Below are 24,622 nucleotides of genomic sequence, written 5' to 3'. Positions count from 1 at the left end.
GCCATGCACAGTGGCATGAATCTCGCACTGCACTGTATAGGTCGCCCATGCAGTACACCCTGCAGACGCCAGGCGATACGCACCCTGAAGGCCCCGAATGTTCGAATTACATCCAGACTCCTCAACCCCGCTGGTCAACCAGATCATCGATGGGCTGCGCGAGCTGATCGACAACCAAACCCTCAAGCCAGGCGCCAAGGTCCCGTCGATTCGCGCCTTTGCCGCAAGCTATTCGGTGAGTACCTTCACCGTGGTCGAGGCCTACGACCGCCTGGTCGCCCAAGGGCTGCTGGTGAGCCGTGGCAATGCGGGGTTCTTCGTCAACCGTGCGGCGGGCGAACTGCTGGAGCAGCACAACACCGAGGCCGACACCAGTCGACCAACGTTCAACTCCGAGTGGTACCTGCAGCAGATTTTCGAAATCCGCCAGTTGCCGTACAAACCGGGGTGCGGCTGGCTGCCCAACGACTGGATGTACGAAGACGGCCTGCGCCGCGGCCTGCGCCAGGTGGCCGGCAGCCCGCTGGAGTTGTCGGGGTACGGCGACCCCATGGGCTTGATGGAGCTGCGTGCGCTGACCGCCCAGAACCTGCAACAAGAGCTGTCGATCGTCGCCAACCCGGCACAGCTGATGCTCACCCACGGCGCCAGCCAGGCGCTGGACCTGGCCGCACGCACACTGGTGCGCCCAGGCGATGTGGTGCTGGTGGACGACCCCGGCTACCCGAACCTCATGAGCATCCTGCGCACCCAAGGCGCAACCCTGGTAGGCGTGCCACGTACACCGGCCGGCTACGACCTGAACCAGCTGGAGCAACTGCTCACCCAGCACCGCCCGACGGCGTTCTTCACCCAGCCGCACCTGCACAGCCCGACGTGCTCGCGCACCCCGCTGCCGCAGTTGCACCGCCTGCTGCAGCTTGCCAGCCAGCATGGCTTCCGCCTGGTGGAGAACAACCTGTACGCCGACATGGTCGCCGAGCCGCAGCCATGCCTGGCCAGCCTCGACCATCTGCAGCAGGTGGTGTACGTGGGCAGCTATTCCAAGAGCATTTCGCCCAACGTGCGGGTCGGCTACATGCTGGCCAACCCCGAGCTGATGCAAAAACTGCTGCACCTGAAGATGCGCTCAGGCCTGACCACCTCACAGGTGATGGAGCGCGTGGTGTATGCGGCGATCATCGACGGGCGCTGGCGCAAGCACCTCAAGCGCCTGCGCCAGCGCCTGGCCGAGGCGCATCAGGAAGTTGGCCGGCATCTGCATCGATTGGGCTTCGAACTGTTCACCGAATCGGATGAAGGCATGTACATCTGGACCCGCCACCCGGCGATTCCCGACAGTGCCGCGTTGCTGGACGATGCGCTGGAGAAAGGCATCATGCTAGGCCCTGGGCAGTTGTTCATGGTCGACGCCAAGGCGACCGGGTGGATGCGGTTCAACGTGGCGTTCAGTACGGACCCGGCGATGTGGGAGTTGTTGGAGAAGGTGTTGGTGAAGCACGTGCGACGGGGTGGGATGTAGGGGGTGTCGACCCCTATCGATGGCGGGCAAAAACTCGAAAGCTGCAAAGCGCCCATGGGAATGGGTTCACACGCGAAAAGGCCGGCAGCCAAACCACCGATGCCGGCCTCTGGCACTTATCGCCAGTCCGCCTGTTCAGCAAAGAACGCCTGCGCATTCACCTCCAGGCTCTCCAGGTGATAGCCCCCCTCCTGGACAATCAGGCAAGGCAAGCGCAACGCCCGAATTCGCTCACCCAACGCAGCGAACCCTTCAGTGGTCACAGCCACCTTGCTCTGCGGGTCCAGTTCGTAGATATCGAACCCCAGCGACAGCACCAGTACCTCGGCACGAAAGTCCGTCACTGCAGCCAGCGCAACCTCCAGCTGCCCCATGAAGTCCGCCTCGCTCGCCCCATGCGCCATCGGCAGGTTGAGGTTGTAACCCTCCCCCTCCCCCCTGCCACGCTCGTCCGCGAACCCGGCCACGCCCGGGTAGAAGTTGGTCGGGTCGCCATGGGTCGACACATACAGCACATCACGGCGATCGTAGAAGATCTCCTGAATTCCTTGTCCATGGTGCATGTCGGTATCGAGGATCGCTACACGGTTGTAGCGGCTGCGCAGGGCCTGGGCGGCCACGGCGGCGTTGTTGATGTAGCAGAAGCCGCCAGCGGCATCGAACCGCGCATGGTGCCCCGGTGGTCGGCACAAGGCATAGGCGGCGGGCTCCCCGTCGAGGATGGCCTTGGCCGCTGCAACCGCGCTTTGCGCCGACCAATAGGCCGAGTGCCAGGTGTGTTCGCCCACCGGGCAGCTACCGTCTGCCAGGTAGCGGCCGGCCTGGGCGAGGATGCCGCGAAGAGCGTTGGGCTCACGCACGAAAATGTTGGACATGACCTCGTCACCCCAGTCTTCGGGCACTTCTTTCCAACGTGCATGGGCCTCTTCGAGAAAGGCCAGGTAGGCCTCACCATGCACGGCCTTTAGCGGTTCAAGGCCGGCATCGTCGGGCTGGCGGATGTCGAAACCCAGGTCTTTGGCCGCCTTCAGCAGGCGCTGGGCGCGCTCGGGGACTTCCTGCGGGGTGCGCATGGCGCCGCGCGAGTAGTAACTGCGTGGGTGGTGCAGCAGTTGTTCGGGGTGGAAGTAGCAACGCATCAGCCTTCTCCTTGTTCGACACGGCCCGCACGGGCCAACACGGCGTTCAGCAGCACATCGGCACCCTGTCGGGCATCGTCGGGTAATACGTCTTCGGCTTCGTTGTGGCTCAGGCCGCCGACGCAGGGGATGAACACCATGGCCGTCGGGCAGTATCGGGCCAGCAGGATGGCATCGTGACCGGCACCGCTGACGATTGATTGCTGGGCGTAGCCCAGTTCGTCCACCGCCTGCTGCACGGCAGCCACACATGCAGGGTCGAACGGCGTGGCCGGGCTGACCCAGTGGCGTTCGATGCGTACCTGCAGGCCGCGCTGGCTGGCAATGGTTTGCAGCTTCAGGCTCAGGTCGCGCTCCATGGCTTCGATGGCTTCATCGCAGTGGTGGCGCAAGTCGACCGTAAAGCGCAGCAGGCCAGGAATGGTGTTGCGCGAGGACTTGGCAATCGACAACTCGCCCACAGTGGTCAGCCCTTCGGGTGCGAAGTCCGCTGCCAACTGCTCGACCGCCTGGATCATCCGCGCCGCGCCATACAGGGCATCCTTGCGCAGGGGCATCGGTGTCGTACCCGCGTGAGCCGCCATGCCTTCGACCGTGACGTCCAGCCAGCGAATCGCTTGCCCGCCGCTGACGACACCAATGGCCTTGGCGTTGTCTTCAAGGATCGGACCTTGCTCAATATGCGCTTCGAAATAGGCATCCACCGGGCCACCTAAAGGGCGCTGGCCGGCGAAGCCCGTTCGCTGCAGTTCGTCGGCGACGCTGAGGCCATCGGCATCGCGGATAGCCAGCGCTTCGGCCAGCGCGAGGCTGCCGGTGAACACTGCCGAGCCAAACATGGCCGGCGTGAAGCGCGCGCCCTCCTCGTTCGTCCACACGGCAATTTCCAGCGGCTTGCGAGTGTGGATGTTCAGCTCGTTGAGGCGGCGCACCACTTCAAGCCCGGCCAGCACGCCATAGACACCGTCGAAACGACCGCCTTCGGGCTGAGTGTCGAGATGGCTGCCCATCATTACCGGTGCGGCATTCGGGTCACTACCTGGACGACGGGCGAACAGGTTGCCTATGGCATCCACCGTCAGCGTCAGGCCGGCTTCGCGGCACCAGTGGCTGAACAGTTCACGGCCCGCCTTGTCCTCGTCGCTGAGCGCCAGGCGGCAGCTACCGCCGCGGGCGGTGGCGCCGATTTCGGCCATGGCTATCAGGCTCGCCCACAGGCGTTCGCCATTGCTTTTCAACATGTGCGGGTACTCCAGAGTCAATCGGATCAGGCCAGTTCCAGGTGCTGGCTACGGGCGTACTGGCGCGCCAGGGCAAGCACGCAGACCAGCGAAAGGGTGGCGATGAAGGTGTAGAACACTGCCATCGGCCACCACTGGCCACTAAAGGTGTGGGCCAACCAGGTGCCGATCAGCGGGGTCAGGCCGCCGGCAAGGGCGCCGCAGATCTGGTAAGCCAGGGAAATGGCGGTGTAGCGCACGCGGGTTTCGAACATGCCACTGACGTAGCCGGCGATCACCGCGTAGAAAGAGGCCATGCAGGCAGCGGCCAAGGCGATGCCTAGCACAATCAGGGGCCCGTGGCCCGAGCTCACCAGCACAAACATCGGGTAGGGCGAGGCCATCGCCAGCAAGGCGACCAGGGCCAGGAAGCGAGTTGCACCGATCTTCTCCGACAGCCAGGCCGCCAGGGGCTGCACACAGAACTGGATGATCGCCACGAAGAACAGGCATTCCAGAATCAACGAGCGCTCCAGGTGCAATTGCTGGGTGGTGTAACTGATCATGAAGGTATTGGTGAAGTAGACCCCGGCAATGCCCAGGGTATTGGCGCCGATACACAGCAACAGCGGGCGCCAGGCGGTGCGCAGCACCTCGAGGGCCGGAGCCTGCTCCTTGCACCTGGCCTTTTCTGCCTGCTCGCGGCTGGCCATGAACTCGGGCGACTCATTCACGCCCAGGCGAATAGCCAGCCCCACCAGTAGCAGCAGTGCGCTGGCCAGGAACGGCACGCGCCAGCCCCAGCTCATCAGCGCCTCTTCAGGCAGACGGGTGACCGCACCAAACGCCAGCAGCGACAGGATAAGGCCCGCCGGGCTACCCAACTGGGCGAACGACGCGAAGAAGTTGCGGCGGCCCTTGGGCGCATGCTCGCCGGCCATCAGTACCGCCCCGCCCCACTCGCCGCCCACGGCAATCCCCTGGACGATGCGCAGCAGGATCAACAGCACCGGCGCGGCCGCGCCGATTTGTGCGTAAGTCGGCAGCAGGCCGATGCAGACAGTGACGATGCCCATCATCAGCAGGGTGATGACCAACGACTTCTTGCGACCGATACGGTCGCCCACGTGACCGAAGATGATGCCGCCAAGCGGCCGGGCGAAGAAGCCCACGGCGAAGGTACCGAACGCGGCCATGGTGCTGAACAGGCTGTCGTCGGAGGGGAAGAACAAGGCACCGAAGACGAGCGCGGCGGCGGTGGCGTAGATGTAGAAATCGTACCACTCGATCATGGTGCCGATGAATGCGGCGGCGGCGGCACGACGCGGTTGAGCGGAAGCGGTCGGCTTCATGGGGGCTCCTTTGCTTGTTGTTCTGGCAGGAGTTGCAAGGGTCACGGGGCGCTCTGCTGGCGCTTGGCCTGTTGACTCGATGGTGCCTTTTCAGCGGGACAACCCGCTTCCACAGCGTCTGCGCGATCACTGCAGGCGGGGATTCACCCGCGAAGAGGGGCAACGTCGATGCAACAGGTTTCGATGACTGCGATTTATCGGCCGGAGGCTATGATTAGTCAATTTTCTATTTATTATGCGCACTATTAGCCATGCTTATCATCGAGCCCTGCCATGCCTGACCGCTTGCTCAACGACCGCCTCGACTGGAACCTGCTGCGCACCTTCCGGGTCATCGGCCAGGAGCTGTCCATCAGCCGTGCCGCCGCCCGCCTGCACCTCACCCAGCCGGCAGTGAGTCAGGCGCTCAAACGCCTTGAAGAGCAGCTTGGCCGCCAGCTCATTGCCCGTCGCGGACCGCGCTTCGTATTGACAGAAATGGGCGAGCAGCTGTTCCAGCTGGCTGGCGAGGTGTACGGGCAGATGTCGCAGATCGGCGGCTTGCTGGAGCAACCGGCGGACGAGCTGGTGGGTAAAGTGCGCCTGCTGATGATCAGTCGCATCGTCAGCGAACGTTTCGATGACTTCCTGGCCAACTTCCATCGCCAGCACCCAAGGGTCGAGCTGGAAATCGACGTGATGCGCAGCTCCGATATCGTCGCCGCCCTACAGGAGAAAACCGCTACAGCGGGCCTCAGCCTCAACCGGCGTGCACAGCCACGGCTGGAGCAGCGGCTGTTTCTGCGCCAACGATATGCATTCTTCTGTGGCAAGCACCATGCCTTGTTCGGCCAGGCCGAAGGCGATTTACAGCGGGAGAACTTTGTCAGTTTCACCAGCGACCAAATTGGCGGCATGTTGTCGCCGCTGACCATTTTCCGCGACCAACAAGGGTTTGCCGGGCGCATAGTGGCGTCATCGCCAAGCCTTGAAGAAGTGCGCCGACTGGTGATTGCCGGGTTTGGCATCGGCTGCCTGCCCGAACATGTGGTGGCACCGGATGTTGACGCGGGCTTGCTTTGGAAGCTGTCGCCGCACGAAGGGATTGCCGATGTGGACATTCACCTGCTGTGGAACAGAGAGCAGCGATTCAGCCGGGCGGAGGAGATGTTTATCGAGGCGTTGCAGCGGGTCATCACCTGACGCGCTGAGCCGCTCGATAGACCGCTCAGCATTCGCGCTTGCCAACTGATTACCACTACCACAACGACACGCTCGTCGTTGACTTGGCGGCGGACCACTTGACCGAGGCCTTACGCCACAACTTGGATCCCATCTTGTGACGGGGTATGCTAGGCAATAGCTAAACGCCACTACCCAGGCAGGCTCGGTGCCTGCCTTCAAGGACGAGCCTTTGCCCAGCCACCCGACCCGCCACACCATCGCCCGCCAGTGGCAACTGCTCAAGTTGCTGCCCGGCCGCCACCCGGGAATGAGCTCCACCCAGTTGCAGGCTGCCCTGACAACCGTGGGCCATACCACCAGCAAACGCACGGTCGAGCGCGACCTGGTCGAGCTCGCCGCACTGTTCCCCCTACAGTGCAACAGTAAAGGCATGCCTTATGGCTGGTACTGGCAACCGGGCTTGAGCCTGGGCGAAGCGCAGCAGCTGCAACCCGACGCACTTGCCCCACCGACACACGTCGTACTGTATGCCTGGGTCGATGACGCGCTGGCCCGCCGCCTGGAGCAATCCCCCCTGTCCGTCGATATGCAACTGACGCCGCAGGCTGGCGGCGGCGCAGCGCTGGTGGCCACCGTCGACGACAACCGCGCGCTGATGGGCTGGCTGCTGTCCCAGGCGGGGTCGATCCGCATCCAGGCGCCGCAGGCGCTGCGTGCGGCCATGATTGAACAATTGCGCCAGAGCCTGGCGCTGCATGAGGGCGAAGGCGGCTGCAAGCAATAGCGCCAACGGCGTCAGTAGGTTCCCGGATACGCCCCGCCATCGATCAGCAGGTTCTGCCCGGTGATGTACCCGGCATGCGCGCTGCACAGAAATGCGCAATACGCGCCAAACTCCGCGGCATCGCCAAAACGCGACGCCGGAATGGCCTTGCGCCGCGCCTGGGCAGTGACTTCCACATCACCACCCGCAGCCTTCAAGGTCTTTTGCAGGCGCGCCGTGTCGAACGCCCCAGGCAACAGGTTGTTGAGTGTCACATTGCGGCCCGCCAGGCGCTGCTGCCGGGCCAGGCCGGCAATGAATCCGGTCAGGCCACTGCGGGCACCGTTGGATAAACCCAGCATGTCGATCGGTGCCTTCACCGCGCCGGAGGTGATATTCACCACCCGGCCAAAACCACGCTCGGCCATGCCATCTACCACCGCCTTGATCAGCTCGATGGGCGTGAGCATGTTGGCGTCCAGCGCCTTCAGCCAGTCATCACGCCCCCAATCACGGAAGTCCCCCGGTGGCGGGCCACCGGCGTTGTTGACCAGAATGTCGACCTGCGGGCAGGCCGCCAACAGCGCCTGGCGCACCTTGGGATCGGCAACATCGCCTGCCACGGTATGGACCTCGATGCCCGGGCAGGCCCTGCGCAACTCGCTGGCGGTCTGCTCCAGGGTGGCTTGGGTACGGGCATTGATGACCAGGTTGACGCCTTCTTTGCCCAGCGCTTCGGCGCAGCCTTTGCCAAGGCCTTGGCTGGCCGCGCAGACGATGGCCCAGCGGCCGGTGATGCCTAGATCCATTGGTTTGCTCCTTGATGCAATCAGGGTGACAGGGTGACTGACAGGCGCTGCCGGGGCAATTTAGAGGACGGGACAGGGCCACCGATAATGAAAAGAACTGATCCACCGATAACCGCCGCTTATCCCTGCCAGCGCTTCGGCAACGGACTGGAAATCAATGGGGACCGTCACACTTCACCCGCCGTCAGTTCCTCCACCAGCAATCGTGCCGCAGGCGATAACGGCGCCGCGACCCGGTGCACGATGCCGAACGGCTCGCTCAGCGCCCGTAGCGGCACCGCAAGCGACACCAGCAACCCGCGCTGCTCGGCAAAGGCCGCCACCGCACGGGGAATGACTGCCACCAACGTCGGGTCATCTTCAAGCAGCATGAAGGTGGCGAAGGTGGAAAAGGTCTCCAGTGGATACCGTGACACCTCCACCCCCGCCTCGCTCAACTCGCGTTCCAGCGCTTGGCGCATGGGCATGTTGGCCGGATAAACCACCCAGCGATAATGGCTAAGGTCGCTGATCTTGAGTGCCGCCGCCCCGGCCAGCGGATGCTGCGGATGCGCGACCACCGCCAACGGCTCCTGGGCCAGTTCGACAAAGCCATATTCCGCCGCGTTACGGCCCAGCCCTGGCCGGCAGATGGCCAGGTCCAGGCGCCCTTCGTCCAGCTGGGCGAGCAGGTTGGCGCTGGTATTCTCGGCGATTTCCACTGCCAGCTGCGGCTGTTTGCGGCGCAAGCGCCCGAGGGCGCTGACCAGTGTGGGCATAGCCCCCATGATACTGCCCACCGCCAGCCGCCCGCCCTGGCCTTGGACGATGCCCAACACCTCTTCGCGCAGATGCCCCAGGTCGCTGTGGATCAGCCGCGCGTAGCGCACCACGCAGCGGCCCACGTCGTTGGCAACCAGGCCGCTGGGCATTCGCTGGAACAACGGTACGCCCAGCACCTCCTCGACCTCGCGCAGGGCCTTGGTGGCACCGGGCTGGGAAATGGCCATGGCTTCAGCTGCCTTATGCAGCGAGCCACAGCGGTCCAGCTCGATCAGCAAGCGCAACTGGCGAAGGCGCAGGCGAGAAAAAATGGCGTCCAGAGAAGGGATCATCAGGCAGGCTCGGCAGGGGTTTCGTCATGCCGAGCACTATAGAGCGTCGTCTGCGGGGGCGTGTTGAGTTTTGCGCAAATGACCCTTGATTGCAGAACGAATGCACGCACCTTTCTGCAGGCTGTTTTACCGCGGCGCACGACGTGCCAGGCAGGCATAGGCCAAGGCCAGTACACTGGCCGCCAGTATGCCAAGCAGTATCATCAGCTCACGGCTGTAACGGGCTACCATGGCCGGAAAACCGATGACCTCGCGGTACACCTGCACATGGGCCTCACCGTCGGCGTGGCTGATACTGACCCCGCCATGGCGGATCTGCGAGTAGTCGGCATCGAAATACACCCACACCTTGCAGGTGCCACCTGGCTCGATGACCGGGATATCAACCTGGGCGATGGCGGTTTCCAGCAGCGTGTCGTTGCCGGCAGCATCGCGCACCTGCACCAGGCCCTTGGCTGGCAGGCGGACTTTCACCTGCCGGACCTGCGCATCACCACTGTTGTGCAGTTCGATCAGCAGGCCGGTACGGTGGTCCACCAGCCCGGCCTCGAAAGGCTTGGCGAACAGCTGGGCATAAGGGGCCTGTGCCATTTCGATGAGCCGCTCGACCTGATCATGGGCCAGCTGGCCTTGAACGATACCGTTGATTCGCCCCTGCAACTGCTCGTACTTGAGCTGCTCGCTGGCCTTGCTGATCCGCTCGCTGAACTGGCTGGGGTAAGTGAGGTAGGCATAGGTCAGTGACGCCTCAAGGCGCGGATTGCCCCTGAGCAACGCGTAGGCGGCCAACAGGACCATCAGGCCGATCAGCACGGCGACGAGTAGCTTCCCCACCTTGTCCCAGCTCAATGCATGCTTCCTTCAGTCGTGTTACAGACGATTAAAACCGCCCAAGGGTGCCAAGTTCGCGCCCCCCAGGCAAGCCTGGCTAGGCTTCGCCCCCGCCTTCGCGCGCCTGACGCATCTGCAGCAGCTGGCCGTCGATCAGTGACTTGGCCATCCCGGCCAGGTAGTACGTGGCCTTCATCATCACCTGGCGGTCTTCAGGCCTGTCGATGGCCTTGCGGGTAATTTCGGTGATGCAGCCCATGATGCCCGAAGCTTCCATCAGTGCGGTGCGTATTGGCAGTTGCGGTTTCATTTGCACCAGTTCGGCATCGCTGTTGCCAAAGCGGCTCGCGGCTTGCACGACATAGGGCTTGCTGCTGTTTTTCGGCGTTTCGCTGTCCATGTCCATTCCTCAAGGTTAGGCGCTTGCCGAGGCTAGGCCGCTGCCTACCCCATTACAATGACAAAGGGGTGGAAAGGGTCACTTTAGGAAATGGACTACAAGAACCCTGCACAGGGAGCGCCAAGCCACCGCTCAGCCCCCTTGACCCGCCCCCGGCAGTGGCGGACGATCAACCTCCCCCACACAAGGACGAACACCATGCTGCGGATACTGGGAAGAGCCTCTTCCATCAATGTGCGAAAAGTCCTGTGGGCCTGCGCCGAATTCGAGATCGCGTTCGAGCGCGAAGACTGGGGTTCTGGCTTCAAGGCCACTGACAGCACCGAGTTCCTCGCGCTGAACCCCAACGCCATGATTCCGGTGATCCAGGACGGCGACTTCACCCTGTGGGAATCCAATAGCATCATCCGTTACCTGGCCAGCCGCTACGGCGCCACCGCGTTCTATCCCGGCGAGGCCCAGGCGCGGGCGCGGATCGACCAGTGGATCGACTGGCAGGCCTCGGACCTGAACCGCTCCTGGAGCTACGCGTTCATGTCGCTGGTCAGGCATTCGCCCGCTCACCAGGACCCGCAAGCACTGGCTGCCGGTTGTGCCGAGTGGTCACGCTACATGCGCATCCTCGACCGCCAGCTGGCCAGCACCGGTGCCTATGTGGCCGGCAGCCAGTTCACCCTGGCCGACATCCCGATCGGCCTGTCGGTCAACCGCTGGTTCGAAACGCCGTTCGAGCACCCGCACCTGCCCGCGGTGCGCGATTATTACGAGCGCCTGAGCGAGCGCCCTGCCTATCACTTGCATGGCCGAAACGGTACCCCGTAGTACCCGCAAGGAAGTGTATCGAGGGGCGCAAGGCGCCCCAAGGTTCCGACCTGTTACACCGCAACCTGCCGCCCGGCTAGCCCCCCTCGCCCACGCCAGGCAAACAGCAGCACCAGTACCAGCCCCAGCGTCGCCATCGCAGCCCCCGCCAGGGAAATCGCCGGGTAGCCCAGCCCCGCGTTGATCACCGCGCCGCCCAGCGCCGCACCGATCGCATTGCCCAGGTTGAACGCGCCAATGTTCACCGCCGAGGCCAGGTTGGGCGCATCCTTGGCCGCTTCCATGACCCGCATTTGCAGCGGCGGCACCAGGGCAAAGCTGGCCGCACCCCAGACCAGGATCGCCAAGGCGGTCGGCAGCGGCCAGTCCAGTACCAGCGGAAACACCAGCAGCACGGCAATCAGCCCAGCCAGTGACAGGAGCAGGGTGCGATCGATCGAGCGGTCCGCCGCCTTGCCGCCCCATACGTTGCCCAAGGTCAGGCCGACACCGAACAGCACCAGCATCGCCGTCACGAAGGGGGTGGACGCCGCCGCTTCATGCTGCAGGATCGGCGCAATGTAGGTGAACACCGTGAACATGGCGCTGGAGCCCACCACGGTCAGCAACAAGGCCGCCAGTACCGGCCTGCGGCCCAGCACACGGATCTCGGCCATGGCACCCTCGCCCTTGGGCGACGCAACATTGGGCAGTGCGTACCAGAGTGTGGTCATCGCCACCAGGCCAAGCCCGGCAATACCCCAGAACGCCGTGCGCCAACCCAGCATTTCACCCAACCAGGTCGCCAACGGCACGCCGCCGATGGTGGCCAGGGTCAAACCCATGAACATTGCAGCCACGGCCCCGGCGCGCTTCGCCGGCGGCACCACACTGGCCGCGACGATCGAGCCGATGCCAAAAAAGGCGCCGTGGTTGAGTGAAGTGACCACGCGGGCGACCAGCAGGCTGGCGTAGTCGCTGGCCAGGGCCGACATCAGGTTGCCCAAGGTGAAAATGGCCATCAGCCCGATCAACAGGTAACGGCGCGGGATCTTCACCGTGGCCAGGGTCATCAGCGGCGCGCCGATCAGCACGCCAATGGCATAGGCACTGACCAGCAGCCCGGCAGCAGGAATGGAAACGCCAAGGTCGGTAGCGATACTGGGCAACATGCCCATGGGGGCGAACTCTGTAACGCCGATGCCGAAGGCACCGATGGCGAGTGCGACAAGCGGTGGATTGATACGCATGGCAAGCTCCTTATCTATGCCGCAAATGCTACGATCCGTTTAAAATGCGCACTAGACTGCATTTTTGCGAACCACCTTTGCTTGAGAGGCACAAATGGACTTCAGTGGCAGATCGGGCGAGATGGAGATTTTTGCCAAGGTGGCGCAAGCGGGCAGCCTGTCTGCTGCCGCCCGAGCGCTAGGCCTGACGCCCTCGGCGGTCAGCCGCATTCTCGCCCGCACCGAACAGCGCCTGGGTACCCGCCTGCTGCTGCGCACGACCCGGGCGCTCACCCTCACCCCCGAGGGAGAGGCCTACCTGCGCGGCGCACGGCGGGTGCTGGCGGACATGCTCGAAGTGGAAGAAGCCATCACTGACCAAGGCGTGCCACGCGGGCGCTTGCGGGTCAGCGCTGCGCTGGGCCATGCCCGGTTGACCGTAGTGCCGCTGCTGGCGGCCTTCAGCGCACGCTACCCGCAAGTGCTGGTTGACCTGACCCTCAGCGACGAGGTGGCCGACATTCTTGGCGGCCAGGCCGACGTGGCGCTGCGCTTCGGTCACCTGCCGGACAGCTCGTTGAGCGCTCGCGCCATTGGCGAGACCGGCCAGGTAGTGGTGGCCTCGCCAGAATACCTGCAACGCTACGGTACCCCGCTTGAACCTGAAGACCTTGCCAGGCACAACTGCCTGCGCTTCAATTTCCGCCGCGCGATGCCCGACTGGCCGTTTTACCGCGACGGGCATACGTTCTCACTGAAGGTTAAAGGGAATATCGAATGCAGCAGCGGCGAGGCACTGGCACAGCTGGCCAGGCTGGGCGCCGGCGTGGCGCGTATCGGCACCTTTACCGTGGCCGATGACCTGGCCAACGGGCAACTGGTGCCGTTGCTGGAGGCTTACAACCCGGGTGATCGGGAACCGATTCATGCGGTGTTCGTCGGCGGCCCGGCGATGCCGGCGCGGGTGCGGGTGTTTGTGGATTTTCTGGTGGAGCAGCTATCTGGTGGCCAGTAGGGCCGGCCTCGTGTCGCGACAGGGCCGCCAACGCATGGCGGTTGCATCACTGGGCGGCAGAGCCGGTGCTGATGTGCAGCGACTGCAGCCTGATCTGACACCGATCCCCCCCGTTAGGTTATCTTCGACGCTTCCCTGTACCGCCCGGGCCAGACCACCATGCGCATTGTCATTCCCGACGACTACCAAGATGTAATCCGTACGCTCGATTGCTTCGGCAAGCTGAGCGGGCATGCTGTCAGCGTCCTTCATGAGCACCCGCCTGCCACGCTGGAACAACTTGCCGCACGTTTTGCCGATGCCGACGCCCTGGTACTCACCCGCGAACGCACACGCATCGACGCCGCCTTGCTCGACCGCCTGCCCAACCTCAAGCTGATCAGCCAGACCGGCAAGGTGTCCAGCCACCTCGACCTGGCTGCCTGCACCGCGCGCGGCATTGCCGTGACCGAGGGGCGCGGATCGCCGGTAGCGCCTGCCGAACTGGCCTGGGCGCTGATCCTCAATGCCCGCCGACAACTGCTGCCGGCCATTGATGCCTTCCGCCAAGGCCAATGGCAGGTCAACCTGGGCCAGGCGCTGGCCGGGCAGACGCTGGGCATCTGGGGCTATGGCAAGATCGGCCAGCGCCTGGCGCGTTATGCGCAGGCCTTCGACATGCCCGTGCTGGTGTGGGGCAGCGACAACAGCCGCGCCGCAGCCAAAGCCGATGGCCACGCTGCTGCCGCCTCGCGTGAGGCGTTTTTTGCCGAGGCGGATATTGTCAGCCTGAACCTGCGCCTTTCGGATCAGACACGCCATGGGGTGACCTTCGACGACCTGTCCCATATGAAGCCCGACGCCTTGCTGGTGAACGTCAGCCGCGCGGAGCTGATTGCACCAGGCGCATTACTGCAGGCATTGGATGCCGGGCGGCCGAGCTACGCGGCGGTGGATGTTTATGAGGAAGAGCCGTTACTCGACCCGGCCCATCCACTGCTGCGCCACCCACGGGTACTCAGCACGCCCCACTTGGGGTATGTGGAGAAGAACGGCTACGAGCTGTACTTCGGTGACGCCTTCGACAATGTGCTGGCGTTTTTCGACGGGGTGCCGAAGAACGTCGCCAACCCTCAAGCTTTGGCAATTCAACGCTTGAACCCGGCGCAGCCTTGAAGTTGCACTATCCGAGCAAATGCAGCCCCAGCGTAAACACAGCCACGGCCAAGGCAACCAACGACACGGCATGACGCTCCAGATACGCGGGCCAACCGGCTGCTGACTGCGACGTGCATTCACATTGGCGCTCAGCCAGGCGGGTCAAGCGCGCCTCCACACTGTCCACGCGGTCTGCCTGGGTGCTCGCTGCCAGCGCGAGCTTCTTCAGCGCCGTGGTCACCGTGATGGACATCCCTTCCCGAGCCTGATTGCTGGCGGCCAGTTGCTGCTGGCACTGCTCAAGACGCTTGTGGATCGCCCCTTCCTTCTGCACACGGGCCAGGGTAGTTGCCACGAGCTTTTTGTTCAGCCCCTCGATACTGGCCAGCAGTGCTTCGTGCTCGGTGGCCTGCTGGGCCGACGCGTCTGCCTCAAGGTGGCTTTCGTGCATCGTGTTCCCATTCGCCTCGGCAAGCGGAGTCAGGGTGCCGTGTTCATGTAGCTGGTTCATCAATCACTGTCCGGATACTGCGGTAAGGGGCGAGAAGCTATCAAAATGACACTACCGGATCCACTGATCAGTCGCGCAATTGACGGCTTTCGTCAGAACGTGCGCGTACACTTGCCTTCATGCCACTCGCAGGAGCCGCTGCATGCCTTACCCCATTGAAGAAAAACTGGTCATCGGCGTTGCCTCGAGTGCGCTGTTCGACCTCTCCGTTTCCGATGACATCTACCAGACACAAGGTGTCGAGGCTTACCGCCAGCACCAGGAACAGAACCTGGACGAGCCGTTCCCCAGGGGTGTGGCGCTCCCGTTCATTCGCCGCTTCCTGAGCATCAACAAGGCGTTCCCCGACCAGTTGCCGGTGGAAGTGGTGCTGCTCTCGCGCAACTCGCCGGAAACCGGCCTGCGGGTGTTCCGCTCCATCAGCCACTATCAGCTGGACATCACCCGCGCGGCATTCATGTCGGGCCGCTCGCCCTACGAATACATCCCGGCGTTCAATGCCTCGCTGTTTCTCAGCGCCAACGAGGAAGATGTGCAAAAGGCCATCGACGCCAACTACCCTGCCGGACGTGTGCTGCCTACGCGCATCTACGATGATGAAATCGACACTGAGCTGCGGGTGGCCTTCGACTTCGATGGCGTGATTGCCGACGACGAGGCAGAGAGTGTTTACAAGCGCAACGACAACCTGGACGACTTTCAGGAACACGAGCGCATGCACAAGGGCACCCCGCATTCGCCGGGGCCACTGGCAGACCTTTACCGCAAGCTTTCGCGGATACGCATGCTGGAGGACCGCAAGCTGGCCGAGGACCCGACGTACCAGCGGATTCTGCGCATTGCCATCGTCACGGCGCGCAACGCGCCTTCGCATGAGCGGGTGGTGACGACCTTGAAGGATTGGGGCGTATCCCCGGATGAGTGCTTTTTCCTAGGCGGCATGGATAAGCCCAGGGTGTTGTCGATATTGAAGCCGCATGTGTTTTTCGACGACCAGCGCACACACCTGCAATCGCCAGCGGGAAACCTGCCGATGGTGCATGTACCGTTTGGGGTGGCGAACAGAGTGCGCTCGCCTCAGGCACCCGACGTGAAGCAGGATCAACTGCCGATCAGCGAATTGTCACGCGAACCGTAATCCGCCAGAGCGACACCCTTGACCCATGCGCGCTCGCCGCCGCATGCTCGAACGCTTCCACCCACGCTCAAGGAACGATTGCATGAAGCTGGAAACGCTTGCCATCCATGCGGGCTTCAGCCCCGACCCGACCACCAAGGCGGTGGCCGTACCGATCTACCAGACCACCTCCTTCGCCTTCGACGACACCCAGCACGGCGCCGACCTGTTTGACCTGAAGGTTGCCGGCAACATCTACTCACGCATCATGAACCCCACCAACGACGTGCTCGAGCAGCGCATGGCCGGCCTGGAAGGCGGGGTTGGCGCGCTGGCCGTAGCCTCGGGCATGGCGGCTATCACCTACGCCATCCAGACCGTCGCCGAAGCCGGCGACAATATCGTCTCGGTGGCCAAGCTGTACGGCGGCACCTACAACCTGCTGGCGCACACCCTGCCACGCATGGGTATCCACACCCGCTTCGCGGCCCATGACGATATCGCCGCCCTCGAAGCGCTGATCGATGCGCGTACCAAAGCGGTATTCTGCGAGTCCATCGGCAATCCCGCCGGCAATATCGTTGATATCGCTGCGCTGGCCGAGGCCGCCCACCGCCACGGGGTGCCGCTGATCGTCGACAATACCGTGGCCACCCCGGTGCTGTGCCGGCCGTTCGAGCACGGCGCCGACATCGTCGTGCACTCGCTGACCAAGTACATCGGCGGTCACGGCACCAGCATCGGCGGCATCGTCATCGACTCCGGCAAATTCCCCTGGGCCGAAAACAAGGAACGCTTCGCCCTGCTCAACACCCCCGACCCGTCCTACCACGGCGTCACCTACACCGAAGCCTTCGGGCCTGCCGCCTTCATCGGCCGCTGCCGTGTGGTGCCCTTGCGCAACACCGGCGCCGCGCTGTCGCCGTTCAACGCCTTCCTGATCCTGCAAGGCCTGGAAACCCTGGCCCTGCGCATGGAGCGCCATACCGAGAACGCGCTAAAGGTCGCCCATTACCTGCAAGCCCACGAGCAAGTGGCCTGGGTGAAGTTTGCCGGGCTGCCCGACCACCCCGAACATGAACTGGCCAAGCGCTACACCGGCGGCAAGCCGGCATCGATCCTGTCGTTCGGCATCAAGGGTGGCCAGGCGGCTGGCGCGCGCTTCATCGACGCGTTGCAGTTGGTGGTACGCCTGGTGAACATCGGCGACGCCAAGTCACTGGCCTGCCACCCCGCTTCCACTACCCACCGTCAGCTCAACGACGAGGAACTGGAGAAGGCCGGCGTGCCGCGGGACATGGTGCGCCTGTCGATCGGCATCGAACACAGTGACGACATCATCGCCGACCTGGCCCAGGCCTTGGAGGCCAGCCGCGGCTGATTCACCCGCGCCCTACCCAATGTCGAAGGCGGGCGCACCTTCATCAAGCCTGGATGCACCCGCAATGACCCTGTTTTACCTGAAACTCACCATCACACCCCTACTGATGTGGGCCATCTCCCTCGCCTCCCGGCGCTGGGGCGGCCTGTTAGGCGGATTGCTGTCCGGCCTGCCGATCACCTCGGCGCTGGTGATGACCTTCCTGTGCCTGGAACAGGGCACGGCCTTTGCCCTGGGCGCATTGCCCGGCGCACTGGGCGGCCTGGCGGCGGTGCAGGCCACCTACACCGTCTACCTGCTGGCCACGCGCACACTCGGCATCGCCGTGGCCGTACTGCTGGCGTTGCTGTTCTATGGCCTGGCCGCCTATGCCTTTACCCACTGGGGCAACCTGTACCTGTCGATTGCAGTGGCGTTGGTGCTGATCGGCGTGCTGATCCGCGCCAGCGGCCGCGAGCCCAAACCTGATACCTTGGCCCGCCCCCGGCACCGGCACTGGGAAATCCCGTTGCGCATGGTATCTGCCACTTCCCTGCTGATGATCACCACCAGCCTGGCCAGTTGGCTGGGCCCGGCGACCAGCGGGATGCTGGCGCCGATTCCGGTGATTGCCTGGCCGCTGGTAGTGTTCGCCCATGTGCAGGGCGGGCGAGCCGGGATGGCGGCGATGGTGCGGGGGAATGCGATCGGCGCAGTGGGGGTGATTGCGTTCTATCTGGTCTTGGCGGGGCTGCTGGAAACGTGGGGCGTTGGCGTGACCATCGGGCTGGCCATGCTGTGCGCTGTGGTGCTGACCCTTGGGCTGGCCGCAGTGTTACGGCGGCGTTGATAGGCGGTTGGGCTGCTGCGCAGCCCATCGCAGGCAAGCCAGCGCCTGCAGGGACCGGGCGGACTGCTCGCACCTGCGGCCTTAGTCGAACGCCCCGTTCAACACCTCATAGATGATCCCGGTCGCCACGGCGACCAGTATCAGGTCTGCGCCTGCCTGCATCCACTCATACCCGTCATAGTGAGGCAACTGCCCCAGCAGACGGCCATCCAGTTTCTTGGCGATACCAGGTGGTAGGGGCTTGCCGCGGGCCAGGTTCTTCTGAATGCCTGGAGGCAATGCCGGGCCCGGGCTCCAGTAGTTGCGGTGACCTCCGAGGATGCCCAATACATCGCCACGGTCGATGGACGGGCCGCCGTGCCAGTCATTGCCGCCGGCACTCTGCTTGTGGCCGCCCGAATTACCCTGGCCCTGGGCGTGCGGCGCCTGACCCTTGCCGTGCCCCTGACCTTGGCCCTGGCCTTTGCCATTACCCGGGTCGGCGAGCACCGGGCCAGAGGCCAAGGCCACCGCCAATGAGGTGACAATGGCTGTCATGATTGTTGATCTGGCCATGTGAGCATCCTTTGCGCGAGAGGTTGCCCCACACTATAGACGGTGCGCACGCCTGCTTCACTTGCAACAGCCTCAGCAGGGGTGGCTGACAAGGCAGGCACGCTTCGGCCACAATCGGTCGCCTGGTCCACGCTGGGAAGCACTGCATGCTCACTACCCTCGCCATCGGCAACTACCGCTCGATCAACCACCTGGTGCTGCCGCTGGGCCAACTCAACCTGGTGACCGGTGCCAACGGCAGCGGCAAATCCAACCTATACAAGGCGCTGCGCCTGCTGGCCGAAACCGCACAGGGCGGCGTAGTCGAAGCCCTCGCCCGTGAGGGCGGGCTGGATTCGACCTGGTGGGCTGGCCCGGAAACCAGCGCACGAATGCGGCGCGGCGAAGTGCCCATCCAAGGCCAGCATCCGAGCGAAGCCAGGCGCCTGCGCCTGGGCTTTGCCACCGAGGACCTCGGGTTTGCCATCACCCTCGGCCTGCCAATTCCCCTGCCGTATCCGAGCGCGTTCATGCTCGACCCTGAAATAAAGTGCGAGGCCATCTGGGGCGCTGGCGCCTATCGGCCCTCTTCCTTGCTGGTCGAGCGCAAGAACGCCCTGGTGCGCGCCCGCGAGGGCAACCGCTGGGCAGTGCTCGATCAGCATGCTGACAGCGGCGAGAGCTTTTTCAACATCGTCGGCCGGCCACGCCAGGCACCGGAAATCGGTGACCTGCGCGCGTTCATCAACAGCTGGCGGTTTTACGATCACTTCCGGATTGACCGTGACGCGCCTTGCCGTCAACCCCAACTGGGCACTCGCTCGCCGGTGCTGCATCACGACGGGCGCAACCTGGCCTCGGCGTTGCAGACCATTATCGAAATTGGCGATGTGGAGGATCTGGTGGAAGCGCTGAATGACGCGTTTCCCGGCAGCCGTCTGGAGATCAATGCGCCACCTGGCGGGCTGTTCAGTGTACGGCTGCACCAGCACGGGCTTTTGCGCCCGCTCGAGGGTGCTGAATTGTCGGACGGTACCCTGCGTTATCTTCTGCTGATGGCCGCCCTGCTCACACCACGGCCGCCATCGCTGATGGTCTTGAACGAACCGGAAACCAGTCTGCACGCGGACCTGCTCCCGGCCTTGGCGCGGCTGATCATTCGTGCATCACGCCGTAGCCAGGTTTGGGTGGTATCGCACAGTGCGCCATTAATCAACGCGCTGGCAGCCTGTGACGGGTGCAATGTGCTAGAGCTGGAAAAAATACAAGGGCAAACCCAGCTGCGGGGGGTTGGGTTGCTGGATGAGCCGCTGTGGCGCTGGGCGGACTGAATTCAAGGACGGCACAAGCCCGGCATGACTAACCTGCCCCGGTAATCTCGTCCATGAACTGGGTAAGAAAGGTTTCAAGCCGGGTATGACGCTCGGCAGCAAGGCGAGCCCCTTCTTGGGTTTTAAAGCCCGAGGCGAGCTTGAGCAGTTTGGTCTGGAAGTGCTCGATGGCATACGCCCCGTCCTGGTACGCCCTCTGCTGCGCGAAAGGATTCTCGAAGTCATAGAGCGCCGACCCCATTCGCCCGGAGACGTAAAAACACCGGGCAATACCCACCGCGCCTATGGCGTCAAGCCGGTCACTGTCCTGAAGGATGCAGGCCTCACGTGTCAGCGGTTCCAACCCCGCCGAGTAACTGTGCGTTTTGATCGCATGCACTACCTGCTCAACACGCCCGCTCGGCCAGCCCATCTCAGCAAGGACTGATGCAGCCTTGTTCGCCGACAACGTCGAGGCCTGCCCACGTAACGGCGAATGCTTTTCCACCGCCACACAGTCGTGCAGCACCGTCGCCGCAAGCAAGATTTCAAGGTCGCCACCCTCTACCCGCTGAATCCGGTGCGCATTGACCCACACGCGCTGAATATGGGCCAAGTCGTGGGAGCCATCATTCTGGTCAGACGGCAGATACTTCAGCAAGTCAGTGGCAAGGCACTGATAAGGAGCAAACGCTTCGCGGGTCATCTTCGGTAGGTTCCATTTCCGGTGAAAGCGCGGGTTCACGGGCGCCGTCCGTACGCTGCCCTGGGCAAGTACCGAGAGCCTGCATGTCGGTTTCAAAGCCTGTACAGCACTGGCAGGAGCAGCCTTGTGCTGCGATGAGGATATTACTGTCAAAGTAGATCCTCAGCCCTATCAGCACCTTGCTACTAAGTATTTCCGTCAACAACACGTTTGTTACTGGGAGCACTTGTATTCGATCAGCAAGGAGTCAATGGATGTCCGCTCGCTTTTCCTCCCCCGCCACCCGTATTCGCCAAACCGCGCTAGCGGTCGGCTTCGCGGGCTCGCTGCTGGGCACTGCACATGCTTGGGCCGAGCCTGTGGGTTACAGCATCCCGGCAGGGTCATTGGCTCACGCACTCGACCAGTTTGCCGACGCCAGCGGTGCAGTCATCAGTTTCAGCCAAGAAGAAGTCGCTGGCTTACACAGCAAAGGGCTGCACGGCAATTACGAACTGCATCAGGCGTTGGCAGAACTGCTGCAAGGCAGTGGCTTGCAGGTGCAGGCAGCGGACGACAAGCGCTTCATGCTGGTTAGCGCTGAACAGGATGGTGCCATGGAGCTTGCGGCAACCACCGTCTCCAGCATGGCCCTGGGTGCCACCACCGAAGGCACCGGCAGCTACACCACCGGCTCGGTCAATACCGCAACCGGGCTGCGGCTGTCGGCACGCGAGACACCCCAATCGGTCAGCGTGGTCACCCGCCAGCAGATTGAAGACCAGAACCTGAACGATGTTGCCCAGGTGCTTGAACAGACACCGGGCGTGGTCGTTGACAGCATGGGGCCCGCCGGAAGCGACGCCAACCATATCTACGTGCGCGGCTTCGAGGTCGGCAGCATCCAGGTGGACGGCATCAACCGCCCCGATACCTTTGGTTTCAGGGACGACCTCTCCGACATGGTGTCCTATGACCGGGTAGAGGTAGTGCGCGGTGCCACGGGCCTGATGTCCGGCACCGGCGACCCGGGCGCCACCGTCAACCTGATCCGCAAGAAGCCGACCCTGGAAACACAACGCAAGCTGACCTTGAAAGCGGGCTCGTGGGACAACTACCGCACCGAACTGGACGTTTCTGGCAAGTTGACGCAAAGCGGCAATGTCCGCGGGCGCTTTGTCGCCTCCAATACCGACAGCCAGAGCTACGTCGACCGCCAGTCGCTGGAACGGCAGGTGGCCTATGGGGTGCTGGAGTGGGACATCACCGACAGCACGATGCTGACAGCAGGTGCGGAATATCAGGAGATGGACAACGACGGGGCAGGCAACCACGGCTTCCCGATGTTCAATTCAGATGGCAGTCACTTCAGCCCCTCCCGCACGTTCAATTCAGCTTCGGACTGGAGCTATCACAAGCGTCGCACCAAGACGGTATTCACTACGCTGGAGCATCAACTGGACAACGGCTGGCAGTTGAGACTGAATGCCGAACACAGCCGTCGCAGCTATGACGACGCCTTTGCCACCGCGGCCAGCGGCACCGTCAATCCCGATGGCAGTGGCATCAGCACCTGGACGGGGCGTTGGGCCGGCGAGCCCCGGCAGACCTCGTTCGACCTGTCGGCGTCGGGCCCGTTCGTGCTGTCGTCCCGCGAGCACCAGGCCTATCTCGGGGCCAGTCACTACCGCGCCTACTACCGCAACGACGGTTACCCGCTGTGGGCGATCCAGACCATCGACAACATTTACACCTGGGACGGTTCGCTGGCGATACCAGACGCCATCCATGCCAAGTCCTCGGAAGATGCGCTGGATGAAACCCAGGACGGCCTGGTGGCTTCGGTACGCTGGAGCCTGGCGGATGACCTGTCGCTGGTTACCGGGGCGCGGCTGATCGACTGGAAACGCGACGAAACCTCTACCACCCTGTCGTCCGGCGCTACAAGCCGCACCTCACGTAGCGAAACCGGGGTCGTCACGCCCTACCTTGGCCTGGTGTATGACCTCAACGAGCACTGGTCGGCCTATGCCAGTTACACCACCATTTTCAAGCCGCAGAGCAACAAGGATATCAACGGTACCTACCTGGACCCGCTGGAAGGCGTGAACTACGAGCTCGGTCTGAAGAGTGAGTTCTGGGACCAGCGCCTGACCGCGGCTTTCAGCGTTTTCGAGGTGCACCAGGACAACCTGGCGGTAGCCGACGGAAGCAACCTGGCGCCAGACGGCAACCAAGCCTACCGTGCCGAATCGGGTACCAAGACACGTGGTTTCGAGATGGAAATGGCGGGCGAGATTTTGCCTGATTGGCAGGTCTCGGCCAGCTACACCTATGCGGTGAGCAAGGATTCGGATGGCGACCGCCTGAACACTGAAATACCGCGAGACACCTTGAAACTGTTCACCAGCTACCGCCTGGCGACCCTGCCACAGTTGAAGGTAGGGGGTGGTGTGCGCTGGCAGGGTACCGAGTATTACAAGAGCGCCGGGCCCAACAACGAAACGTTCACCCAGGACCCCTACAGCGTGGTCGACCTGATGGCTCAATATGCCTTCACGCCGCAGACCAGCGTTTCACTGAACCTCAACAACGTGTTGGACAAAACCTACTACACGGCGATTGGCGCGCGCGGCTGGTATGGCAGCCCACGCAGCGCCACGGCCACGTTGGTGTACGCGTTCTGACCCGCCAAGGCGACGCCTGATGGCCCCTGAGTTCGCAGATCAGAACACCGACCATCCGATCCGCGAACTGAGCAGCTCAAGCGCCGCCATCCCGGCCAGGGAGTTGCCCGCCGCATTCAGCTCTGGCGACCACACGCATACGGTAAATTGCCCCGGCACGATCGCCACGATCCCGCCACCCACGCCACTCTTGCCAGGCAAACCCACCCTGAAGGCGAAATTCCCCGCCTCGTCATACAGCCCGCTGGTGGCCATGATCGAGTTCACTTGTTGGGTCTGGCGCCGCGTCAGGATCTGCTCACCGCTGTGCTTGCAGAACCCATCATTGGCCAGGAAGCAGAATGCCCGCGCCAGGTCCAGGCAGTTCATTTGCAGTGCGCAGTAACTGAAGTAACTGCGCAGCACCGTCTCGACCTCGTTATGGAAGTTGCCAAATGACTGCATCAGGTACGCCATGGCAGCGTTGCGCGCGCGAAACTGATATTCCGAATCAGCCACCCGGGTATTGATCGAGATGTGGGGGTTGCCTGAAAGCCGTCGGACAAAATCGCGCATCGACAACGTGGGGGCAGCGAAGCGCGACTGATTGATATCGCAGATCACCAATGCCCCTGCATTGATGAACGGGTTACGCGGCCGCCCGCGCTCGAACTCCAGCTGCACCAGCGAGTTGAACGGCTGCCCCGAAGGCTCATGCCCCAACCGCTCCCAAATGGCTTCCCCCGAATGGCCAATGGCCTGAACCAGGCTGAACACCTTGGAAATGCTCTGCACCGAGAATGGCACCTGCGCGTCGCCTGCGCAGTGGTAACTGCCATCGTTGCCATAGACAGCGATGCCCAGCTGGTTCGCCGGCACGTCAGCCAGCGCGGGAATGTAGTCAGCGACTTTGCCCTTGCCGATCAAGGGACGTACTTCTTCGAGAATCTCGTTCAACAGCGTTTGCATGGAAGGCCCTGTATCAATCCCCAGACGACGGCGAGGGGCAGTCTTCTTGACGAAGACTGAGCGGGAGAGATCACACATTGAGAAACAAATCACCGTCAGCGTCGTCATCGCCAGGAAGATCGCCGCGCGTTACGGCCTTGAAGG

23 protein-coding genes are annotated in these 24,622 nt (G+C 63.2%); 11 read left to right on the top strand and 12 right to left on the bottom strand.

Features of this window, described 5'->3' with window-relative positions; genetic code table 11:
• The first annotated feature begins 97 nt into the window (after positions 1-97).
• Complete coding sequence (locus tag V7787_RS10245) at positions 98-1,522, top strand: aminotransferase-like domain-containing protein (protein ID WP_064490794.1); 1,425 nt, start codon at positions 98-100, stop codon at positions 1,520-1,522.
• Positions 1,523-1,638: 116 nt separating this feature from the next.
• Here V7787_RS10245 and V7787_RS10240 read toward each other — a convergent pair whose 3' ends face one another.
• The 3 genes from V7787_RS10240 to V7787_RS10230 are packed head-to-tail and all read right to left on the bottom strand — an operon-like array spanning position 1,639 to position 5,233.
• On the bottom strand, positions 1,639-2,661 hold the full coding sequence (locus tag V7787_RS10240; RefSeq protein ID WP_064490795.1) for a histone deacetylase family protein: 1,023 nt from the start codon (positions 2,659-2,661) through the stop codon (positions 1,639-1,641).
• Positions 2,661-3,902, bottom strand: a complete 1,242-nt coding sequence (locus V7787_RS10235) for a Zn-dependent hydrolase (RefSeq protein ID WP_064490796.1) — start codon at positions 3,900-3,902, stop codon at positions 2,661-2,663. The genes V7787_RS10240 and V7787_RS10235 overlap by 1 nt, the downstream gene beginning before the upstream one ends.
• 26 nt (positions 3,903-3,928) lie before the next feature.
• Complete coding sequence (locus V7787_RS10230; RefSeq protein ID WP_064490797.1) at positions 3,929-5,233, bottom strand: MFS transporter; 1,305 nt, start codon at positions 5,231-5,233, stop codon at positions 3,929-3,931.
• A 273-nt stretch (positions 5,234-5,506) separates the two neighbouring features.
• Here V7787_RS10230 and V7787_RS10225 point away from each other — a divergent pair, with 273 nt between their 5' ends.
• Together V7787_RS10225 and V7787_RS10220 are read left to right on the top strand one after the other, a co-directional pair.
• Positions 5,507-6,415 (top strand): LysR family transcriptional regulator, encoded by a 909-nt coding sequence (locus V7787_RS10225; RefSeq protein WP_014591500.1) that lies wholly within the window; start codon positions 5,507-5,509, stop codon positions 6,413-6,415.
• Positions 6,416-6,626: 211 nt separating this feature from the next.
• Positions 6,627-7,181, top strand: a complete 555-nt coding sequence (locus V7787_RS10220) for a WYL domain-containing protein (protein ID WP_041167176.1) — start codon at positions 6,627-6,629, stop codon at positions 7,179-7,181.
• Between the two features lie 11 nt (positions 7,182-7,192).
• On the opposite strand, the gene V7787_RS10215 is transcribed toward V7787_RS10220, so the two are convergent.
• From V7787_RS10215 to V7787_RS10200, 4 genes are all read right to left on the bottom strand, one after another.
• Positions 7,193-7,969: an SDR family oxidoreductase gene (locus tag V7787_RS10215; RefSeq protein WP_129931936.1), complete on the bottom strand. Its 777-nt coding sequence runs from the start codon at positions 7,967-7,969 to the stop codon at positions 7,193-7,195.
• A gap of 167 nt (positions 7,970-8,136) precedes the next feature.
• Entirely contained in the window at positions 8,137-9,063 is a 927-nt protein-coding gene (locus V7787_RS10210; RefSeq protein WP_020189917.1) for a LysR family transcriptional regulator, read from the bottom strand.
• Between the two features lie 126 nt (positions 9,064-9,189).
• The gene (locus V7787_RS10205; protein WP_064490798.1) at positions 9,190-9,912 is read right to left on the bottom strand and encodes a hypothetical protein; all 723 of its coding nucleotides are present in this window, start codon (positions 9,910-9,912) and stop codon (positions 9,190-9,192) included.
• 79 nt (positions 9,913-9,991) lie between these two features.
• Positions 9,992-10,294: a DUF3077 domain-containing protein gene (locus tag V7787_RS10200; protein WP_020189919.1), complete on the bottom strand. Its 303-nt coding sequence runs from the start codon at positions 10,292-10,294 to the stop codon at positions 9,992-9,994.
• Between the two features lie 198 nt (positions 10,295-10,492).
• Between V7787_RS10200 and V7787_RS10195 the strand changes: the two genes are divergently transcribed.
• Positions 10,493-11,116, top strand: a complete 624-nt coding sequence (locus tag V7787_RS10195; RefSeq protein WP_010953466.1) for a glutathione S-transferase family protein — start codon at positions 10,493-10,495, stop codon at positions 11,114-11,116.
• A gap of 53 nt (positions 11,117-11,169) precedes the next feature.
• Here the strand turns inward: V7787_RS10195 and V7787_RS10190 are convergent, their stop codons facing one another.
• Complete coding sequence (locus V7787_RS10190) at positions 11,170-12,345, bottom strand: MFS transporter (RefSeq protein ID WP_070095716.1); 1,176 nt, start codon at positions 12,343-12,345, stop codon at positions 11,170-11,172.
• Between the two features lie 94 nt (positions 12,346-12,439).
• On the opposite strand from V7787_RS10190, the gene V7787_RS10185 reads away from it, so the two are divergent.
• Together V7787_RS10185 and V7787_RS10180 are read left to right on the top strand one after the other, a co-directional pair.
• Positions 12,440-13,339, top strand: a complete 900-nt coding sequence (locus V7787_RS10185) for a LysR substrate-binding domain-containing protein (RefSeq protein WP_336087803.1) — start codon at positions 12,440-12,442, stop codon at positions 13,337-13,339.
• A 159-nt stretch (positions 13,340-13,498) separates the two neighbouring features.
• The gene (locus V7787_RS10180; RefSeq protein WP_336087801.1) at positions 13,499-14,494 is read left to right on the top strand and encodes a D-2-hydroxyacid dehydrogenase family protein; all 996 of its coding nucleotides are present in this window, start codon (positions 13,499-13,501) and stop codon (positions 14,492-14,494) included.
• A gap of 7 nt (positions 14,495-14,501) precedes the next feature.
• Here V7787_RS10180 and V7787_RS10175 read toward each other — a convergent pair whose 3' ends face one another.
• On the bottom strand, positions 14,502-14,987 hold the full coding sequence (locus V7787_RS10175) for a hypothetical protein (protein WP_064490803.1): 486 nt from the start codon (positions 14,985-14,987) through the stop codon (positions 14,502-14,504).
• A gap of 142 nt (positions 14,988-15,129) precedes the next feature.
• Here V7787_RS10175 and V7787_RS10170 point away from each other — a divergent pair, with 142 nt between their 5' ends.
• The 3 genes from V7787_RS10170 to V7787_RS10160 all read left to right on the top strand — a co-directional run bounded on the left by V7787_RS10170 (position 15,130) and on the right by V7787_RS10160 (position 18,314).
• Positions 15,130-16,125: a 5'-nucleotidase gene (locus V7787_RS10170; RefSeq protein WP_104962043.1), complete on the top strand. Its 996-nt coding sequence runs from the start codon at positions 15,130-15,132 to the stop codon at positions 16,123-16,125.
• A gap of 82 nt (positions 16,126-16,207) precedes the next feature.
• On the top strand, positions 16,208-17,485 hold the full coding sequence (locus tag V7787_RS10165; protein WP_336087798.1) for a bifunctional O-acetylhomoserine aminocarboxypropyltransferase/cysteine synthase: 1,278 nt from the start codon (positions 16,208-16,210) through the stop codon (positions 17,483-17,485).
• Positions 17,486-17,549: 64 nt separating this feature from the next.
• Positions 17,550-18,314, top strand: a complete 765-nt coding sequence (locus V7787_RS10160) for a hypothetical protein (protein ID WP_064490806.1) — start codon at positions 17,550-17,552, stop codon at positions 18,312-18,314.
• An 81-nt stretch (positions 18,315-18,395) separates the two neighbouring features.
• On the opposite strand, the gene V7787_RS10155 is transcribed toward V7787_RS10160, so the two are convergent.
• Complete coding sequence (locus tag V7787_RS10155) at positions 18,396-18,869, bottom strand: anti-virulence regulator CigR family protein (protein ID WP_029380671.1); 474 nt, start codon at positions 18,867-18,869, stop codon at positions 18,396-18,398.
• Positions 18,870-19,015: 146 nt separating this feature from the next.
• Here V7787_RS10155 and V7787_RS10150 point away from each other — a divergent pair, with 146 nt between their 5' ends.
• Positions 19,016-20,179 carry an AAA family ATPase gene (locus V7787_RS10150; RefSeq protein ID WP_336087793.1) on the top strand — a complete coding sequence of 388 codons (1,164 nt, stop codon included), beginning with the start codon at positions 19,016-19,018 and terminating at the stop codon, positions 20,177-20,179.
• A gap of 28 nt (positions 20,180-20,207) precedes the next feature.
• Here the strand turns inward: V7787_RS10150 and V7787_RS10145 are convergent, their stop codons facing one another.
• Positions 20,208-20,864, bottom strand: coding sequence for an HD domain-containing protein (locus tag V7787_RS10145; protein WP_336087791.1), 657 nt, complete (start codon positions 20,862-20,864; stop codon positions 20,208-20,210).
• 254 nt (positions 20,865-21,118) lie between these two features.
• Here V7787_RS10145 and V7787_RS10140 point away from each other — a divergent pair, with 254 nt between their 5' ends.
• On the top strand, positions 21,119-23,530 hold the full coding sequence (locus V7787_RS10140; RefSeq protein WP_064490810.1) for a TonB-dependent siderophore receptor: 2,412 nt from the start codon (positions 21,119-21,121) through the stop codon (positions 23,528-23,530).
• Positions 23,531-23,569: 39 nt separating this feature from the next.
• Here V7787_RS10140 and glsB read toward each other — a convergent pair whose 3' ends face one another.
• Positions 23,570-24,478: a glutaminase B gene (glsB, locus tag V7787_RS10135; RefSeq protein WP_014591518.1), complete on the bottom strand. Its 909-nt coding sequence runs from the start codon at positions 24,476-24,478 to the stop codon at positions 23,570-23,572.
• Positions 24,479-24,622: the final 144 nt, after the last annotated feature.

This window comes from Pseudomonas sp. CGJS7 (assembly GCF_036961695.1).
The sequence above is the reverse complement of the archived record's forward strand: the minus strand, read 5'-3'. Positions and strand labels throughout refer to the sequence as shown.